Annotated in this window: 17 protein-coding genes; 4 read left to right on the forward strand and 13 right to left on the reverse strand. The window is 66.3% G+C overall.

The annotated features are described in order from the left end of the window. Window positions 1-218 precede the first annotated feature (218 nt). From ACCC94_RS18725 to ACCC94_RS18745, 5 genes are all read right to left on the reverse strand, one after another. Window positions 219-542 carry a DUF3325 domain-containing protein gene (locus ACCC94_RS18725; RefSeq protein WP_413351002.1) on the reverse strand — a complete coding sequence of 108 codons (324 nt, stop codon included), beginning with the start codon at window positions 540-542 and terminating at the stop codon, window positions 219-221. Then, window positions 542-2065 (reverse strand): PepSY-associated TM helix domain-containing protein, encoded by a 1524-nt coding sequence (locus tag ACCC94_RS18730; RefSeq protein WP_413351003.1) that lies wholly within the window; start codon window positions 2063-2065, stop codon window positions 542-544. Before ACCC94_RS18730 ends, ACCC94_RS18725 begins: the two co-directional genes overlap by 1 nt. After that, a complete protein-coding gene (locus ACCC94_RS18735) occupies window positions 2062-2349 on the reverse strand; it encodes a DUF3649 domain-containing protein (RefSeq protein WP_413351004.1) in 288 nt (95 codons plus the stop codon). Before ACCC94_RS18735 ends, ACCC94_RS18730 begins: the two co-directional genes overlap by 4 nt. A gap of 131 nt (window positions 2350-2480) precedes the next feature. After that, window positions 2481-3068 carry a hypothetical protein gene (locus ACCC94_RS18740; protein WP_413351005.1) on the reverse strand — a complete coding sequence of 196 codons (588 nt, stop codon included), beginning with the start codon at window positions 3066-3068 and terminating at the stop codon, window positions 2481-2483. A gap of 188 nt (window positions 3069-3256) precedes the next feature. Then, window positions 3257-4666 (reverse strand): PLP-dependent aminotransferase family protein, encoded by a 1410-nt coding sequence (locus tag ACCC94_RS18745; protein WP_413351006.1) that lies wholly within the window; start codon window positions 4664-4666, stop codon window positions 3257-3259. 139 nt (window positions 4667-4805) lie between these two features. Here ACCC94_RS18745 and ACCC94_RS18750 point away from each other — a divergent pair, with 139 nt between their 5' ends. Together ACCC94_RS18750 and ACCC94_RS18755 are read left to right on the forward strand one after the other, a co-directional pair. Further along, entirely contained in the window at window positions 4806-5693 is an 888-nt protein-coding gene (locus ACCC94_RS18750; protein ID WP_413351007.1) for a DMT family transporter, read from the forward strand. Between the two features lie 441 nt (window positions 5694-6134). Continuing rightward, window positions 6135-8165 carry a DEAD/DEAH box helicase gene (locus ACCC94_RS18755; RefSeq protein ID WP_413351016.1) on the forward strand — a complete coding sequence of 677 codons (2031 nt, stop codon included), beginning with the start codon at window positions 6135-6137 and terminating at the stop codon, window positions 8163-8165. Window positions 8166-8788: 623 nt separating this feature from the next. Here the strand turns inward: ACCC94_RS18755 and ACCC94_RS18760 are convergent. The 7 genes from ACCC94_RS18760 to ACCC94_RS18790 form a co-directional block, all read right to left on the reverse strand. Beyond that, complete coding sequence (locus ACCC94_RS18760) at window positions 8789-9574, reverse strand: 3-hydroxybutyrate dehydrogenase (RefSeq protein ID WP_413351008.1); 786 nt, start codon at window positions 9572-9574, stop codon at window positions 8789-8791. Window positions 9575-9617: 43 nt separating this feature from the next. After that, a complete protein-coding gene (locus tag ACCC94_RS18765) occupies window positions 9618-9965 on the reverse strand; it encodes a YceK/YidQ family lipoprotein (protein WP_413351009.1) in 348 nt (115 codons plus the stop codon). A gap of 30 nt (window positions 9966-9995) precedes the next feature. Then, the gene (locus tag ACCC94_RS18770) at window positions 9996-10349 is read right to left on the reverse strand and encodes a YceK/YidQ family lipoprotein (RefSeq protein WP_413351017.1); all 354 of its coding nucleotides are present in this window, start codon (window positions 10347-10349) and stop codon (window positions 9996-9998) included. 40 nt (window positions 10350-10389) lie between these two features. Continuing rightward, on the reverse strand, window positions 10390-11523 hold the full coding sequence (locus ACCC94_RS18775; RefSeq protein ID WP_413351010.1) for an ABC transporter permease: 1134 nt from the start codon (window positions 11521-11523) through the stop codon (window positions 10390-10392). 9 nt (window positions 11524-11532) lie between these two features. Next, window positions 11533-12705: an ABC transporter permease gene (locus ACCC94_RS18780; protein WP_413351011.1), complete on the reverse strand. Its 1173-nt coding sequence runs from the start codon at window positions 12703-12705 to the stop codon at window positions 11533-11535. Further along, a complete protein-coding gene (locus ACCC94_RS18785; protein ID WP_413351012.1) occupies window positions 12687-13658 on the reverse strand; it encodes an HlyD family secretion protein in 972 nt (323 codons plus the stop codon). Before ACCC94_RS18785 ends, ACCC94_RS18780 begins: the two co-directional genes overlap by 19 nt. A gap of 85 nt (window positions 13659-13743) precedes the next feature. Beyond that, window positions 13744-14223, reverse strand: a complete 480-nt coding sequence (locus tag ACCC94_RS18790) for a phosphate-starvation-inducible protein PsiE (RefSeq protein ID WP_045210811.1) — start codon at window positions 14221-14223, stop codon at window positions 13744-13746. Window positions 14224-14391: 168 nt separating this feature from the next. On the opposite strand from ACCC94_RS18790, the gene ACCC94_RS18795 reads away from it, so the two are divergent. Beyond that, window positions 14392-14673, forward strand: a complete 282-nt coding sequence (locus tag ACCC94_RS18795) for a DUF3509 domain-containing protein (RefSeq protein ID WP_413351013.1) — start codon at window positions 14392-14394, stop codon at window positions 14671-14673. A gap of 270 nt (window positions 14674-14943) precedes the next feature. After that, a complete protein-coding gene (locus ACCC94_RS18800; RefSeq protein WP_413351014.1) occupies window positions 14944-15210 on the forward strand; it encodes a YebG family protein in 267 nt (88 codons plus the stop codon). A 420-nt stretch (window positions 15211-15630) separates the two neighbouring features. Here the strand turns inward: ACCC94_RS18800 and ACCC94_RS18805 are convergent, their stop codons facing one another. Further along, entirely contained in the window at window positions 15631-16665 is a 1035-nt protein-coding gene (locus tag ACCC94_RS18805; RefSeq protein ID WP_413351015.1) for a Glu/Leu/Phe/Val dehydrogenase dimerization domain-containing protein, read from the reverse strand. Between the last annotated feature and the right edge of the window lie 201 nt (window positions 16666-16866).

Here is a 16866-nt window from a genome sequence, read left to right on the forward strand (position 1 = left end):
CGAGGGGGCGAAACAGGAAGCCTGCGCGTACGCCGAAGCGGCGCAGAAACATCCAACCACAAGCAAGAACATCGCGGGCATAGCCCGCTCCTACAAATGGCGCCGTATTGCAGAGTCTCCTCGTAATAAAGGAGCCCGCCGCGGAGGACTTCGCGGACAAGGTCCGCTCCTACGAGACGCAAAAACTCCGGCGCTGGCCTGGTACGCGAGCAAGCGTCTCAGCCCAGTACCGCCAGCACGCCCCCCATCACCGGCATGGCCGCCGCCGTCGGCAAAGCCCAGCGCGGCCGCCAGGCCAGCAGCAGGACCAGCACGGCGCCAGCAATCATCAGCAGGCACGCCCAGTAGACGATGCCCAGCTCAATGCCCATGCGGTGGATCGAATAGGCCAGCGCCAGTGCACCATCCACCAGCGCAGCGATGCGCAACAGCCGCACGCGTGATGCCGACGGCGCGCTGCCGAACAGGTCGCGGTGATGGCGCGACAGCGACAGGCAGGCCGCCGCCAGCGCCAGCAGGTTGAGACCGAACACCAGCAGCATCAGGCGTACTCCTCGTTTCGGACGCGACGTACGCGAGCGGGTTCGGCACGCTCCTGGCCCAGCCGCCAACCGAGGAAGCCGCAGAGTCCGCCGATCAGCAGCAGGCCGAGATCGATGCCGGCCATCATCCAGTCGCCGTTGGCGACATGCGTCGTCACCCGGCCCGGCTCGGGGCCGATCAGGCTCAGCAGGGGCAGCAGCAACGCCAGCGCCGCCAGCGCGGCGAACTGCTCGCGAGCCATGGCGCGGCTGCCACGACGCAACAGCGCGTGGGCCAGTGCCAGCAACCAGATCACCACGAAGACCGTGGCTTCCCAGCGGGTGCGCTGAAGCAGGTCGGCCGGCAGCAGGCGAGACGCCGCCAGCAAGCCGAGCGAAGCGATTGGCAAGCCGCCACAGACCGCACCGTTAAGCGTGCGCACCAGCGCCAGGCCACGGTGACCGCGGGTTTCGCGCTTGCTGACCCAGACCTGCAGGCCACCGAACACCATCACGCAACCCACCAGGCCGAGGACGAAGTACATCACCCGCAGCAGGTCGTTGCCGAACTGCGCCATGTGCAGGCCGGTCAGCCAGGCGTAGGTCCTGTAGCCCGGCTGGTAGGGCTTCTGCACATGCAGCAGTGCCCCGGTGCCGGAGTCGAAGGATACGGTCCGCTGGTCGTTGACCATGCTCTTGTCCACTGCCCGGCGGACCTGCACCATTGCCGACGCGTCGTTGGGGTGTTCGATGTTGATCCAGCCCACCTGGCTGTCGTCGCCCCAGGCCTCGCGGGCCTTGAGGATCATGTTGTCGATGGATTTCGGCGGCTTCGCCGGCTTGCCCAGCTCCTCCCGCTCGAAAGCGCCCTGCACGTCATGGAAGAAGTGCTCCAGGTCGTTCTTGTAGGCCACCTTGATGCCGGCGGTCATATAGAAGGTGATGAAGATCGCCAGGCCCGTGTAGGCCATCAGCAGGTGGAACGGCAGGCCGAGCACGCCCAGCACGTTGTGCGCGTCCAGCCACGCTCGCTGACGGGCCGCCTTCGGGCGCAGGGTGAAGAAGTCCTTGAAGATGCGTCGGTGGACGATCACCCCGCTGACCAGCGCCACCAGCATGAACACACCGGCGACGCCGACCACATAGAGGCCGAGCAGGCCGCCGTGCAGTTCGTAGTGCAGTTCGAGGAAGAAGTTGCCGCCGACTGTCCCGGGCAGCACCTCGCCGCTCTGCGCATCCACCAGGAAGGACTGGAACTCCCCGAAATCCGCCGGCTCCCAGCCCGCCGTCCAGTAGGGCATGCGTTCGCTGGGCGGGTGCATCCAGTAGCCGTGGGCCTTGGGCGCACGTTCGACGATCAGCTCGCGGACCTGGTCGGCGCCGACCTTGACCTGCTCCAGCTTGTGCAGCTGCGGGGTCATCCAGCGCGTCAGTTCCTTGTCGAACACCGCGACGGTGCCGGAGAACAGCACGACGAAGAGGATCCAGCTGACCAGCAGCCCGGCCCAGGTGTGCAGGCCGGACATCGATTGACGCAGGCTCATGGGCGCACTCCGTAGCCGGTCGGCAGGAAGGCCGCGACGCCCAGCACGACGCTCAGCAGCACCGGCAGGCAGACGGCGCGCCAGGGGCTTTTCGCGCCGAAGGCGTAGAGAATCGCCGCGACCCAGACGATGAAGCAGGCGAGGCTGGCCAGCGAGACGCGGTCCGGCCTCGACATGGGGAGGTAGACGCTGAGGAAGGCCGTGGCGGCATAGGCAAGGGCGTAGCCACCGACCACGGCGCTGAGGATGCGGGCCGCGACGGCGCCGGCTTGGGCTGCGCTCATGCGGCGGCACTCGGTTGGGTTGGGCGCGGGAAAACGCACATCGAGGTGAATCCTGCCAGGCGGCCCGGGCTCTGCCCAGGCGCGCGATTGAAAAGCAGAATTATATGATATTAGTTCTCAATTAAAAGAACTCAGCAGCGTCTTTTGTGAGTATCTGTGTCGAAAACACGCTGAACGGCATAGGTCGCGGTCACGTCCATGGCACGCAACAGACTGTTCATCATCAGGTCGGCCTCGGCGGTGAGCCGCGGTGGCGGCTGCTCCTGGAGGATGCGCGACGCGCCAGGGGTCAGCTCGACGGCCGCCACCACCGAGCCCTTGCCGAACAGGTATTCGTAGATCAGCAGGTAATCCGTGCCCGGCAGGTCCTTGAACTCGGCGATGCGCCGCAGCACGTTGATCGAGCCGAGTATCCAGTCGCGCCTTTCGGTGAACTCCAGCACGCCGAGGCTCCAGGTCTGGGTCGCCTCGTCGTAGTGATTCCAGGCCGGCGAGCGCAGGTGCCGGCTCCAGCCCGCCACCCAGGCCGCCGCGGTGGTGCCCTGCCCCAGTTCGCACAGCTCGCCCCAGGTCAGGCCACCTCGTCGATGATGATGACCGTCCAGCCACTGCTCCAGATCCGGGAAACAGGCGGCGGAGCCCGCTTCCATGGAGAGGAAAGCCTCGAGTCGCGGGCGACTGATGGAAACTTTCAGGTACAGCTGGCATGGCTCGGCCATGGGGTCTCCTCTTCTCTGATCCAACCGGTAATATCGGGACGCCGCGCGCGTCTCGAATTGCTGAATCGATAATCCTAGAGGTTCGCCCTGCCGTCGGTTCTCCTGGGCTTTCGACCGTGAAGTGAGATTCTTCAGAACATCTTGTACAACTGTTCAGTTTTCCGCAGACGATTTGACCGTTAGCGGCTTTATCGTCTTGACAGCGCGCTCGCCGATCTCTGCATGGCCCGCTCCAGGCCCTCGAAAACCCGTGGCGAAAGGCACTGGGCGACGTTGAAGCGCAGGTAGCCGGTGGCGCTCTGGCTCAGGCTGAAGACGTTACCCGGCGCCAGCACCAGGTTCTCCGCCAGGGCCGCCCGCGAGACCTCCGCGGCGTCCAGGCCGCCCGGCAGGCGGGCCCAGATGAACAGGCCGCCGCGCGGCTCCAGCCAAGGCTGGATGTCCAGCGCGCGCAAGCGCTGCAAGGTTTCCCCCATGGCATCGGCCAGCCGACCGCGCAGGCTGTCCAGGTGACGGCGGTAGCTGCCCTTGCGCAGCAACTCATGGAGCATCTCGGCGCTGAACGGGCTGTTGCCGAAGCTGGTCGCCAGCTTCAGGTCGACCAGCCGCTCGCACCATTCCGGCTGGGTGGCGATGTAGCCGCAGCGCACCGAGGCCGACAGCGTCTTGGAGAAGCTGCCGACCTGGATCACCCGTTCCAGCCCGTCGAAGGCCGACAGCCGCGGCGCACTCTCGTGCTCGAAATCGCCGAAGATATCGTCCTCGACGATCAGCAGGTCATGGGCCTCGGCCAGCTTCAGCAGGCGGTGCGCAACCAGCGGCGAGAGCACCGCGCCAGTCGGGTTGTGGAAGGCCGAGTTGGTGATGTACAGGCGCGGCCGGTGCTGTTCCAGCAAGGTGGCCATGGCGGCGACGTCCGGCCCGGTCGGCGTGTAGGGCACGCCGATCACCTGCACGCGGTGCGCACGCAGCAGGGCCTGGAAGTTGAAGTACCCCGGGTCGTCCACCAGCACGCAGTCGCCCGGCTCCAGCAGGAAGCGGCAGACCAGGTCGATGGCCTGGGTGCCGTTGTCGGTGAGCACCACCTGTTGCGCGCTGACCGGCACGCCGTAGTCCGCCAGCCGGCGGGCGAGCTGTTCGCGCAGGCCGGAATGGCCATAGGGACGGCCGTATTCCAGCAGCCCCGACTGCGGCTCGCGGGCGATCTGCCGCAGCGCGCGGCGCAGCTCCTCCTCCGGCAGCCAGGACGGCGGCAGCCAGCCGCAGCCGGGCTTGAGCGAAGTGTCCGCGGCTTCCAGCGACTGCCGCGAAATCCACAGCGGGTCGATGCTGCGGTCCAGCGTCGGGCCGACATCCGCCAAAGACAGCGGCGGCGCATGGCCGGCAACATAGAAGCCGGAACCCCGGCGCGCGGCGATCACCCCCTCGGCGGCCAGCCGGTCGTAGGCTTCCACGACAGTGGTCTTGGACACCTCCAGCTGTTCGGCCAACTGGCGAATCGACGGCAGCCGTTCTCCCGGCACCAGCGCCCGCGCAGCCAGGCGCTCGCGCACGTGCTGCATGACGGAATCGACCCGCGTGCTCCTTGGTCTGCCCATGTCGTCCTCAACAGCTCCGAGTCAATGTGTACCGAGATAATTTACGGACAGTTTGCGTAAATTGTACCCTTCTGTCACTGGCCGTCCGGCGGCTCCGCGCGCACTCTCAAGGCTCGCTCTCCTGCCGGAAGACCCCACCATGAACAACACCACCACTCTCGCCACGAACAGCAACCTCGGCGGCTGGCTCAGTGGTTTCCTCGGCGTGCTCATATTCAGCGGCTCGCTGCCGGCAACGCGGGTCGCCGTGGCCGACTTCGACCCGACCTTCCTCACCCTTGCCCGCGCCAGCATCGCCGGCCTGCTGGCGGCGGCGATCCTGCTGTTGCTGCGGCAGAAGCTGCCGGCGCGCCGGGACCTGATTCCCCTGCTGATAGTCGCCGGAGGCGTCGTAGTGGGCTTCCCGCTGCTCACCGCGTTGGCGCTCAAGCACGTCAACTCGGCCCATGCCATTGTCTTCGTCGGCCTGCTGCCGCTGGCTACCGCGCTGTTCGGCGTGGTCCGTGCCGGCGAGAAGCCGCGTCCGGCGTTCTGGATCTGCTCGATGCTGGGCAGTGCCGTGGTGGCGGGCTTTGCCCTGTCGCAGAGCGGTGCGGGCAACTTCACCGGCGACCTGCTGATGCTGGCGGCGGTGGCGGTCTGCGGCCTGGGCTACGCCGAGGGCGGACGCATCGCCCGCCACCTGGGCAGCTGGCAGGTGATCTGCTGGGTGCTGGTGCTGTCCCTGCCGCTGATGCTGCCGCTGGCCTGGTACACCCAGCCGGAAACCTTCAGCGGCGCCAGTTGGCCGGCCTGGCTGAGCCTGGGCTACGTCTCGCTGTTCAGCATGCTGATCGGCTTCTTCTTCTGGTACCACGGCCTGGCCACCGGCGGCATCGCCGCGGTCGGCCAATTGCAGCTGCTGCAACCCTTCTTCGGCCTGGCCCTGGCCGGCCTGCTGCTGCACGAGCAGATCAGTCCGCTGATGGCCGGCGCCACTGTCGCCGTGGTGCTGTGCGTGGCGGGGGCGAAACGCTTCGCCCGCTGACCGCCGGTTTCCTTCCGCGTCCCGCCCGAGAAAAATCGCGGTATCATCGGGCGTTTGCATACTCGGCTGGACTGCCGGAAGGAAACTCGGATGAAGCCACCCGCCGAATCTCCACTGCCTGCGGCGGAGCGCGACGAACTCGCACCCCGGCCACGGCTAACCCTGGGCAGCCATGTGCACAGCGGCTTCGACCTGCGCAGCGGGCGCATGCAGAACATCTCCCGGCACCGCGCCGCGCTGGCCTTCCTGTACGGCGACATGCCGGTCTCGGGCAGCGTCACGCCACGCTCGGGCCGCGAGATCCGGGTGTTTCGCGATGACCAGATCGTCCGCGTCAGCCGCGAGCTGGAGCAGGAGCACGCCTGGCGCCTGGAGCTGCGCGAGCTGGGCTTCAAGCCGGCGATGCGCCGCAGCGATGCGCTGGAGGACAGCGCCGGGGAAATGTTCGAACTGCCCGACGACAGCGCCTGGCAGGAGTTCATGCGCGAAGGCCTGCCGCAGCTGCGCGAGCAGGGCTGGGAAATCGACATCCGTCCCGAATTCGTCTTCGACCTCACGCCGGTGGAGAACTGGTACGCGGAGATCGAGGAAACCGACGACCGCCAGTGGTTCGACCTGGAGCTGGGCATCGAGGTGGAAGGCCGGCGCATCAGTTTGCTGCCGGCGCTGATCGAGCTGATCCGGCGCATGCCGGCGCTGCTCGATCCGGTCGCCCTCGCCCGCCACGCCGACGATGAACAACTGGTGCTGCGCCTGGATGCCGGGCGTAATCCGATCCACACCTGGCAGACCGCTTCCGACCGTCCGCTGCGCGTCTCGCTGCCGTTCGGCAAGCTCAAGCCGATGCTCGGCACCCTGTCCGAGTTCTATATCGGCGAACAGCTGCCGGTGCGCCGGCTGCGCATGGGCGCGCCGGACGCCGCGCGCCTGACCGAGCTGGAAGAACTGCCGCTGACCTGGCAGGGCGGCGAGCAACTGCGCGAGATCGCCCACCGCCTGCGCGACTACCGCGCGCAGCCGGCGCCAATTCCCGCCGGCCTCAACGCCGAGCTGCGCGCCTACCAGCACGAGGGCCTGAGCTGGATGCAGACCCTGCGCGAAGTCGATGCCAGCGGAATCCTCGCCGACGACATGGGCCTGGGCAAGACACTGCAATCCCTCGCCCACGTGCTGCTGGAAAAACAGGCCGGGCGCCTGACCAGCCCGGCGCTGGTGATCATGCCGACCAGCCTGATCCCCAACTGGCTGGACGAGGCCGAGCGCTTCACCCCCGACCTGCGCGTACTCGCCCTGCATGGCGCCGGGCGGCGCAAGGCGTTCGCCAGGATCGCCGAGCACGACCTGATCCTCACCACCTACGCCCTGCTGCCGCGCGATGCCGAGAAGCTCGCGCAGCACGAGTATCACCTGCTGATCCTCGACGAGGCGCAGAACATCAAGAACGCCACCACCAAGGCGGCCCAGGCCGCGCGGCACCTGCGCGCGCGCCACCGGCTGTGCCTGACCGGCACGCCGCTGGAGAATCACCTGGGCGAGCTGTGGTCGCTGTTCCATTTCCTGCTGCCGGGCTGGCTGGGCGATGCGCGGCAATTCGCCGTGGACTACCGCACGCCCATCGAGCGCCACGGCGACCAGGGCCGCCTGGCGCACCTGGCCGCGCGCATCCGGCCTTTCCTGCTGCGTCGCACCAAGGAGCAGGTGGCTTCGGAGCTGCCGCCCAAGAGCGAATTCATCCAGCACATCGAGCTCAGCGAGGCGCAGCGCGACCTCTACGAGACCGTGCGCCTGGCGCTGGACCGCAAGGTGCGCGACGAGATCGCCCGCCGTGGACTGGCGCGCAGCCGCATCATCATCCTCGAGGCGCTGCTCAAGCTGCGCCAGGTCTGCTGCGACATCCGCCTGGTGAACAAGGAAGCGCCGCCGCCCACCGGCAAATCCGCGCGCGCGGTGACCTCGGGCAAGCTGGTCTACCTGCTCGACATGCTCGAAGAGCTGCTCGCCGAAGGCCGCCGGGTGCTGGTGTTCTCGCAGTTCACCTCGATGCTCGCGCTGATCGGCGAGGCGCTGGCCGAGCGCAACCTGGAGTACGCGCTGCTCACCGGCGACACCCGCGACCGCCGCGCACCGGTGAAGGACTTCCAGGAAGGCCGCGTGCCGCTGTTCCTGATCAGCCTGAAGGCTGGCGGTGTAGGGCTGAACCTCACCGCGGCCGACACCGTGATCCACTACGACCCCTGGTGGAACCCGGCCACCGAGAACCAGGCCAGCGACCGTGCGTATCGCATCGGCCAGGACAAGCCGGTGTTCGTCTACAAGCTGATCGCCCGTGGCACGGTGGAGGAAAAGATCCAGCTGCTGCAGCGCGACAAGGCCGCGCTGGCCGCCGGCATCCTCGACGGCTCCGGCAGCGACTGGCAGCTGGACGACGCGGATATCGACGCGCTGTTCGCCCCGCTGCCCAAAGCCGTCTGACCCTCCCCACCTCCCGTAGGAGCGAGCTTGCTCGCGAACACCTCTGGCGGCGGAGTAACTCGTAGAGCGCATAACGCGCCAGCGTTATCCGCCGTCATGATCGGCGGATAACCCGTTCCGGGTTATGCGCCCTACATACTGCCCCAGGGCGTCTGCCCCTCTCCGCCTCCTGTAGGAGCGAGCTTGCTCGCGAACACCTCCGGCGGCGGAGTAACTCGTAGGGCGCATAACGCGCCAGCGTTATCCGCCGTCATGATCGGCGGATAACCCGTTCCGTGTTATGCGCCCTACATACTGCCCCAGGCAGTCCGCCCCTCTCCGCCTCCTGTAGGAGCGAGCTTGCTCGCGAACACCCCTGGCTGCGGAGTTCACCGTAGATCGTTCTGGGTTATGCGCCCAAAGAACTGAAGAACCTCCTGACACCACAAAGGGGAAATCCACTACATAACCCATCACCGGGATGTAGGAATCTACTCCTGCGCCGACGCAATGAGCCCGGACCCGGCAGAGGCAGACGCCCCGGGCGAACCAGGGCTCTTGCCGGCGCACATGATTTCCCCGCAGCCCTGGCCAGTCCTTTTCTGGGCCGGGGCTTTTTTTGCGCCCCTTGCAGGCAGCGGACTTCAGCGCATTCCCCAGCCATGGCTGACCAGCACCGATTGGCCGGTGAGCGCCGCCGAAGGGAAGCTGGCCAGGAACAGCACGGTCTGCGCCACGTCCTCCACGGTAGTGAACTCCCCATCCACCGTCCCGCCGAGCATCACCTCCTTCACCACCGCTTCCTCGCTGATGCCCAGCTCCTTCGCCTGCTCGGGAATCTGCTTCTCCACCAGGGGCGTGCGCACGAAACCGGGGCACACCACGTGGGAGCGCACGCCGTGTGGCCCGCCCTCCTTCGCCAGCGTGCGCGCCAGCCCGAGCAGGCCGTGCTTGGCGGTGACGTAGGCGGATTTCAGCGGCGAGGCTTCATGGGAGTGGACGGAACCCATGTAGATCACCACCCCACCGCGCCCGGCCGGGTACATCTGGCGCAGCGCCGCGCGGGTGGTAAGGAAGGCACCGTCGAGGTGGATGGCGAGCATCTTCTTCCAGTCGGCGAAGGCGAAATCCTGCAATGGGTTGACGATCTGGATGCCGGCATTGGAGACCAGGATGTCGAGCCCGCCGAGGGTGGCCACTACCCGCTCGATGCCGCTGTCCACTGCCTGTTCGTCGGTCACGTCCATGGCCACCGCCAGGGCCTTGCCGCCGGCAGCTTCGATCTCTGCCACCACGCGCTGGGCGGCGTCCTGCTGCAGGTCGGCGATGGCCACAGCGGCACCGGCCTGCGCCAGGGTCAGGGCGATCTGCCGGCCAATGCCGCTGGCCGCGCCGGTGACCACCGCGATCTTGCCGTTCAATGCTTTCATCGGAGAGCTCCCGGGGAGGTTGGAACTCTCACTCTAGACGGCCCTAATCGCGGAGCAGCTGAATGTCGCCATCCTGGTTCTGCCGGTACAGGGTGTAGGGAAGCGCCAGGGTATCGGCCACTGCGGAAAGGCCCATGTCCAGAAACGCCACCGGCACGTTCATCGGTGCGACGGTATAAAGAGCCCCACCACGATAGTTGGAATCGCCGCTCATCACACACAGGTTGTAGACCACTCCCCCGTATACGCGTGGAAGCGTGTCGCCACAGCCTGTTCCTTTGAGTTGCAGGTCGTCCACGCGGGCCACGTTGTCGCTGGAAAGTGTTCGTGTCGATCCACAACCGGCGATACCGGCGAAGGTCATCAGGAGTACCAGCAGGCGAATCGGCATCGTTCATCTCCCTTGAAGTTCGGATTCCGCTCAGTCACGGCGCAGCTCGATGCTGCCATCGCGGTTCTGCCGATACAGGGTGTAGGGCAAGGCCAGGGTATCGACGACGCCGGAGAAGACCATGTCCAGCACCGGCAGGATCGGTGGGCCGAAGGTGTCGTTGGCGGGTGTGGCCGGCGGCGTGTAGCCATTCTGGGCCGGGGGCTCGCCGTACAGCTGGCAGGCATCCCAGACCACGCCGCCGTACACGCGCGGAATGGCACCGCAATAGGTCCCCTTGAGCCTCAGGTCGCTGGCATCGACCACGTCGTCGCTGCGCAGGGTGTGATAGGACCCGCAACCGCCGAGCAGCGCGGCGCCGAGCAGCAAGCCGGAACGGAACATCGTCATATCGAAACTCCTTCTCGATAGCGAAAGCGGCAGCTTACCAGCCCTTGAGCTGGTCCCAGCGCCAGTTGCGGTACTGGTAGATCAGTGTACCCAGCAGACCATAAGCCGCCGCCATGGCGAAAAGGACGAGGATGCGGTCAGCCACGGCCGAGAGCGGCAGGTTCATCTGGTTCATCTCCACCACCGCGCGGATCGCCCAGGTGGACGGAATGGCGTCTGCCAGCAGTTGCACCCACCCCGGCATGGCCTGGGGCGGCCAGGTGAAGCCGGCCATGTAGAACAGCGGCAGGGTGATGAAGGTCATGGTCAGGTACACCGCTTCTTCCGAGGGCAGCAGTTCGGCGATGAATTCGCTCATGGCGATCACCGCCAGCAGGAACGGCAGCACCAGGCCCATCAGCATGAAGAACGAGGCCGTCTGCCGGTAGCCCATCATCCATGGCCAGATCACGTAGAAGAGCATTGCCAGCACCGTCCAGATCGCGAGCTGCGCAGCGTAGCGGCCGTAGCGGGTGGAAGTGGGCTGGCGCAGCGAGCGCGGTGTGCCGCCGCGCAGGTTGAGGTTCACCCGTGTGCAGGAAAGCAGCAGGCTGTGCTGCAGGATCAGCGTCACCAGCCCCGGCAGGACGATGGCGGCGAAGCTGGTGCCAGGGTTGAACAGATCGGTCAGCTGGCCGACGGCGGGTTGCAGCAGGACGTTCGCCTGTACCTCGGAGAAGCCGCCGCGCATCAGCCGCTCGCGGTTGTAGCGCAGCGACAGCTCGGTGTAGGTGGCGCTGATGTCCTGCTGGATCTGCCCGTTGGCCATGCGGTTGGTGGCATCGCCGAAGATCGGCACGGTCACCGCCTCGCCGCGCAGCACGCGCTTCTCGAAGTCCAGCGGGATCACCACGATGGCGAACAGCTTGCGCCAGGCCAGATCGTGCTGCGCCTCGGGCAACTGGTCGTAGCCGAGCGTGGCGATCTTCGGCGCGGCGTCGAGCAGGCGCACCAGTTCGCGGGAGACGGCGCTGTGGTCCATGTCGATCACCGCTACCGGCAGATCGTCCATGGTGCGGTGTGCGTAGGGCAAGGTGGTGAGCGCCACCGACAGCACCATCAGCAACCACAGCGGCTTGCCGAGCATGCCGGTCAGGGATTCGCGGAAGACCTTCCAGAAATTCTCCATGCGCGCTCCTTACGCCGGGCTCAGGTCGAGGCGCCGGCGCAGGCGCATCTTGGCGATCATGTAGGCGATCAGCGGATAGAGCAGCAGTTTGCAGCAGGTGTAGAGACCGGATTCGGCCGGCGCCCTGCGAAGGAACTGGTCGAACAGGCCGTGCAGGGTGTGGGTCAGAGGTTCGGCCTCGGAGATGATGCGGGCGATCGACGGCATCGCCAGCTCCGGCAGCAGCACGCCGGAATAGGTCTGCGCCACACCGATCAGCAGGCCGATCAGCGAGTAGGCACTGAAGCGGTTGGCGGTGAAGATGAACAGCATCAGCCCGACGCTCTGCGCCGCCGCCACGTAGCAGACGGTGATCGCCAGCATCCACCAGGTGTTGCCATTGATGCGCGCGCCGTTGAGCTCCACCAGCAGGAACAGCTCGACCATCAGCAGCGTGCTGAACAGCAGCGTGTAGGGCGCCAGCTTGCCCAGCAGCCGTGCGCCCAGGGCCTGGGCGCGGAGGATGTGCGGCGATGACGCGCGCAGCTCCGGCGCTTCGCGCGCCAGCACGTGCACGGTGGCGACGATCACGAACAGTTGCAGCAGGTGCACGATGGCGGCGAACTGCTGGAAGTAGATGTAGCTGCCGCTGGCGTTGAACAGACTCTCGTAGGACACGCTGATGCTCGCCAGCGCGGGCATGGCGCGATCCATGCCCGCGGCCAGCCGCGGGCGCAGCTCGGCGTTGAGCGAACTCATCAGGCCGCTGAAGTCCTGGGTCGAATAGAAGCCGGCGGAATAGAACAGCGAGTTGTAGTACAGCTCGGCGACCGGCTGGCGGCCGGACAGGGCGTCGGCCTCGAAGTCGCGAGGGATGTAGAGCAGCGCATAGTCGTCGGCCATGCGCAGGCGGCGCAGGCCTTCCTGCAGACCGCCACCGAGCACCTCGACCTTGGCGTGGGAACCGGCGTCCAGCTCGCGGACGATCTTGCGCGACAGGCTGCTGTGGTCGGCATCGACCACAGCTACCGGCATGTCCAGCAGCGTCCCCGCCTGGTACACGCCGCTGATCACCACGAACAGCAACAGCGGCCAGAGCCAGCCGAGCCAGTGGATCGTCCAGCTGCGCAGGGCAACCCGCGTTTCGCTGCCGAAGGCCTGGGCGAAACGCAGCAGGTTGCGCCTTACTGCTTCCACTGCCACAGCGCGCTCATGCCGGGACGCAGGCCTTGTACCGGCTGGTCCGGATACAGGCGCACCTCGAAGGTCTTCAGGTCGAAATCGCCGGTGGCGCGGGTGGCGCGCTTGGTGGCGAAGTCGCCGAGCGGCGCGATGTAGGCGACCCGGGACTTCACCTCGGCGCCCTTGAGCGCCGGCACCTGGATGGAGACTTCATCGCCCTTCTTCACATCGGCCAGGATGTCTTCGCGCAGGTTGAACACGAAGTAGCTGTCGGACAGCCGCACCAGCGTCAGCAGCGGGCTGTAGGCGTTGACCAGCTCGCCCTGCTCCGCCGGGATCGGCCCGACCTCGCCGTCCACCGGTGCGACCACGTTGAGGTCGTCGGTCTGCGCCTGCAGCTCGAGGATCTGTGCGTCGGCCCGGCGCACTGCGGCCTCCAGCGCGCGGCGGCGTTCCTCGCGGTCGCCCTGGGTGCCTTCATCGAGATTGGCCTGTGCCTCGGCGACGCGGTTGCGCGCCACGTCGCGACCACGCCGGGACAGGTCCAGCTGCGCCTGCGAAACGAAGCCGCGGCCGGCCAGCTCTTCGTTGCGCTGGTACTCCAGTTCGGCGTTGCGCAACTCGGCCTGGGCCTGGGACAGGCTGGCCTGCAGGGCGCGCAGGGTTTCCTCGCGGGTGCCATGCAGGGATTCATCGAGATTGGCCTGCACCTGGTTACGTGCAGCGCGCAGGGAGTCCAGCTGGGCCTGCAGCTCCGGGCTGCTGAGCGAGATCAGCAGCTGGCCCTGCTTCACGTCGTCGCCGCGCCGCACATGCAGCACTTCGACGCGCCCCTTGGCCTTGGAGGCGACTATGACGTTGGTGGCGTCCGCCTCCCCTTGCAGCAGCAGCGGCTGGGTGTGCAGGCGCAGGTAGAGGGTAATGGCGATGATCACCAGGATCAGCAGCGGGGCGAACAGTTTCCATCCCTTCATGGAGCGGTCTTCTCAGGCGGCGGATGCACCGATGGTAGTGCATCCGCCTGCAGAGCGGCGGCTCTGGATCAAAGCCGCCGTGCGATCAGCGCTCGTCGTCGCTGATCAGGTCACGCTCGCTGCCGCGTTGCGGCGAACTCGGCGAGGGGAAACGCGACGAGGCGTAACGGACCACCAGGATGGCCAGGGCCAGCAGCAACAGAGCGACGGAAACCAGGATGATGCCGTCGTCGGGGACGTGGTTGTGCTGGATGTCGGCGATCATCAGGCGGGTCAGCGCGGTCATCGCCACGTAGATCAGGAAGCGCACCGGCATGTGGTTGGTCTTGAAATAGATACCGACCATGGCTCCCAGTTCGAGGTAGATGAACAGCAGCAGGATGTCATCGATGCTGGCGTGTCCCTTGCCCACCATCTCGCCGAAGGCCACCGCCGCCGACCAGAACACCGTGCCGCCGATGGCGAACAGCGCCAGGTAGTGGAAACCCTCCACCAGCAGGTTGCCCAGGGATTCGGCACAGCCGTGCATCCGCTCGCTCAGGCGCTCGGCCCAGTTCTGTTTCATTCGTCGGTTCTCCGCAATACAAGGCTGTGTTGGCGTGAAGCCTGCAAGTGCTACGCCATTGATCTTGGGCAGTCATCCCACAGACAGGCTGCGACAAGATGACTGCAACTTTTTCGGCCGCCCCCGAGTCCATCCAGAGGCACGCCACAAAACAGGCAGGAACGAGTGATGGAAAGCCCCTTTCAGAAACTGACCGACGCTTTTCAGGAACAATACCGCGTCAACTTCAGCCTCGAACGGCCCGACGGCAGCATCGTCCTCACCCTCTCCACCGAGGAGGGCGTGGCCGCGCGCCGTCTGATCCGCAACACCCAGTTGCAGGACCCGGAGCAGCTGCAGCGCTTCATCCAGAGCATCCGCTTCGGCATCGCCATCGAGCAAGGCGGCACGGCGCCGCAGTTGCTGGCTGCCATGACGCGCGGCGAAAACGGCCTGCCGATCGCGTCCTGAAGCGCACCCTCGCAAGAATTCCTTCCTTCAGAGCGATCTGACTGACGATTCCTTGCGCCAGTCACCAGGTTCTACCGCGCGCGCCTTCAGGGCGCGCGCACTGCTTTGGGCCGCCGCCCATACTGGCCCTTTACAGGCACGTCTCCTTTCTGCGTCTACGCTGCTGGCAATGATCCGCACAGCCGCAGTAGCATTGCGCGATCACTTTACTGTATAAATACACAGTTATTTCGAATCCCCCCAATCAAAGAGAAGGCTCAGAGGTGATGAATGGCCGTCGAAGTGGTGTACCGCAGCAGCCGCGATCCGGAGCGCCTGTTCATGGATAAGGCAGAAGCCGACCGGCACGACAAGATGCTGGAGCTGGCGGAAACGCTGGCCGACGTGCTGCAGAAGGCGGTGCCTTCGCTGAATGAGGACCAGCTGGAGGAAATCGGCATCTTCATGGCCAGGAACCGCGATGCCTTTGCCCGCGCCTTCAAGAATCAGCCGGATGCGTTGGGCGAGATATTCAGCGAACCCGCTGCCGAGGAGTGAGCCCAGGAAACTGCCATGCGCTCCAGCTCTTGAGAACTTCCTGAGAAGTACCCGCACACTCCGAACGGCCCCGTTCAGGAGGCCTCGTTGAAGTTTCAGTGCGTAGGGCGGATAACGCTGGCGCGTTATCGCCCTACGATCCTGTCCTCCCGCCGATTGACGCCTGAACCGTAGGAGCGAGCTTGCTCGCGAACCGCACTCTGCCGCGCTCTCCGGCACAGCACTCATGCCAGCGGCGCACGGGAACCGATGGGTATCGCTGCGCTCCACACCATCCTACGTTCGTGCTTCGCCCTAATTCCGACGGGGATGAAAAGCGAGTTCGCGGACAAGGTCCGCCACTACCAAGGGATGAAACACCGACGCGAGTGCGGTTCGCGAGCAAGCTCGCTCCTACAGCTGCTATAGATGCTAGCCAGCTCAGTGCCCCGAATATTCCCCATAGAGAATCCGCTCGGCCAGCTTGTCGGCCACCCGTGCCGGCGACAGGTGATCGGCCTGGGCGTGGGCATAGACCTCGGTCAGGCGCTCGGCGATGCGCGAAAGGTGGGCGGTGATGACAGGGATCGCTTCGCCCTGGTGCTGCAGGGCCACGTAGATCAGCCCGCCGGAGTTGATCACGTAATCCGGCGCATAGAGGATGCCCCTTCCCTCCAGCTCATCGGCGACATCGGCATAGGCCAGTTGATTGTTGGCCGCGCCCGCTACCGCGGCGCAACGCAGGTGGCCAACCACCTGCGAGGTCAGCACGCCGCCCAGCCCGCAGGGCGCGAGGATGTCGCACGGGGTGGTGAGCAACGCTTCGTTGGGCACCGGCCGGGCGCCCAGTTGCTCCACGGCAAGTTGCACCTTGCCCGGGTCGATATCGCTGACCAGCAGTTCCGCCCCCGCCGCCGACAGATGCTCGGCCAGCGCATAGCCGACGTTCCCCAGCCCCTGGATCGCCACCCGCAGGCCATCGAGGTCATCGCTGCCCAGGCGCGCCTGGGCACTGGCGCGGATGCCGGCGAATACGCCGAGCGCGGTATGCGGGGACGGGTCGCCGCCACTGGTGGTGCTGGTGACGTGCCGGGTGAACTGGGCGATGCAGTCCATGTCGGCGCTGGAGGTGCCGCTGTCCACTGCCGTGATGTATGCGCCGCCCAGTGAATCGATCGCGCGGCCGAAGGCCTCGAAGAGTTCGCCACGGTTGTCGACGTGCGGGGCGCGCAGGACCACCGCCTTGCCGCCGCCCTGGCGCAGGCCGGCGAGCGCCGCCTTGTAGCTCATGCCCTGGGCCAGGCGCGCGGCATCGCGCAGCGCGGCTTCCTGGCTGGGGTAAGGCAGGTAGCGGCAGCCGCCCAGCGCGGGGCCGAGACGGGAGTTGTGGATGGCGATGATGGCCTTGAGTCCCGTGGCCGGGTCCTGGAAGAGATGCAGCGACTCGAGCCGGGTGGCTTCCATCATGTCGAACATGGCGGCGCTCCCTTGCTGGGGGTGGACGGCTGTCCGCAAGCGGACCCTTTGAGTATAGGCAGCGCCCGTCACATCATCTTCACGGGCGACGACCGCGCCACTGGACGAGTGCCGGGCGCTCCGGTTACAACCGCAGGGTCAGCCGGAGATCGCCATGGACCCGCGTCAAGCCTGCCTTGCCTGTCTCGCCCAGGACCCGCC

It is taken from the genome of Pseudomonas sp. Pseusp97 (genome assembly GCF_047304025.1).
Classification (GTDB): Bacteria; Pseudomonadota; Gammaproteobacteria; order Pseudomonadales; family Pseudomonadaceae; genus Pseudomonas.